Annotated in this window: 1 protein-coding gene; it reads left to right on the top strand. The window is 68.0% G+C overall.

What is annotated here, in order from left to right:
• On the top strand, positions 1 to 981 hold a 981-nt coding region (locus NP3_RS45995; RefSeq protein WP_281197816.1), incomplete at its 3' end, for an acyltransferase domain-containing protein.

Genomic DNA, 981 nt, shown 5'->3' with positions numbered 1-981 from the left:
TTGCGGGTTTCGCATGCTTTCCATTCGGCTCTGATGGAGCCGATGCTGGCCGAGTTCGCTTCGGCGATAGAGGGCTTGACCTTCGGTCGGCCCAGCATCCCGCTGGTGTCTACAGTGACCGGCGCCCGGATCACCGATGAGATGTCGGATCCGGCGTATTGGGTGGGTCAGGTTCGTGACACCGTCCGGTTCGCCGATGCTGTTACGGCGATGGCGGACATGGGTGTGTCCCGGTTCGCCGAGGTCGGCCCCGATGCGGTCTTGACCCCGATGGTCGCCCAGACTCTCGACGACGAGGCCGCTGTGGTGGTGGCGTTGGCGCGTCGTGACCGTGCCGACGCGTCCACCGTGTCGGCTGGGATCGCCAGGTTGTTCGTGGCCGGTGCCGAGGTGAATTGGGCCCGTTTCTACGCCGGTACGGGGGCGCGGCGTATCGACCTGCCCACCTATGCCTTCCAGCACCGGCGCTATTGGATACCCGAAGGTTCCGCAGGCAAGGGGGACGCCCGGTCGATGGGGCTCGTCGCGACCGGTCACCCGCTGGTGTCGGCGGTGGTGTCGCAACCGGATTCCGATGTGGTCGCCGTCAGCGGCAGATTGTCGGTGCAGACGCAGCCCTGGCTGGCCGACCACCGGGTCATGGACACAGTTTTGTTCCCCGGCACCGGTCTCGTCGAACTCGCCCTGCACGCCGGTGCGCGGGTGGGCTGTTCGAGCCTGGACGAGCTGATTCTGCGTGCCCCGCTGGTGTTGCCGGAGTCCGGTGGTGTCGCGGTGCAGGTCGTGATCGGCGGTGCGGACGAGGGGCGTCGCGGGGTGCGGATATTCTCCCGCCCCGACGACGATGCCGATTCGGTCGCGTCGTGGACTTTGCATGCCGAAGGCGTCCTCGTGCCGGAAGCCGACGGCGCACCGGCGGACCTGGCGCAGTGGCCGCCCACCGACGCCACCGCCGTCCCGGTCGGGGACCTCTACGACTCT

The sequence above is a fragment of the Nocardia pseudovaccinii NBRC 100343 genome (assembly GCF_001613225.1).
GTDB lineage: Bacteria > Actinomycetota > Actinomycetes > Mycobacteriales > Mycobacteriaceae > Nocardia > Nocardia pseudovaccinii.
Note: the sequence above shows the minus strand (reverse complement) of the source record. Positions and strands in the feature narration are given on the sequence as shown.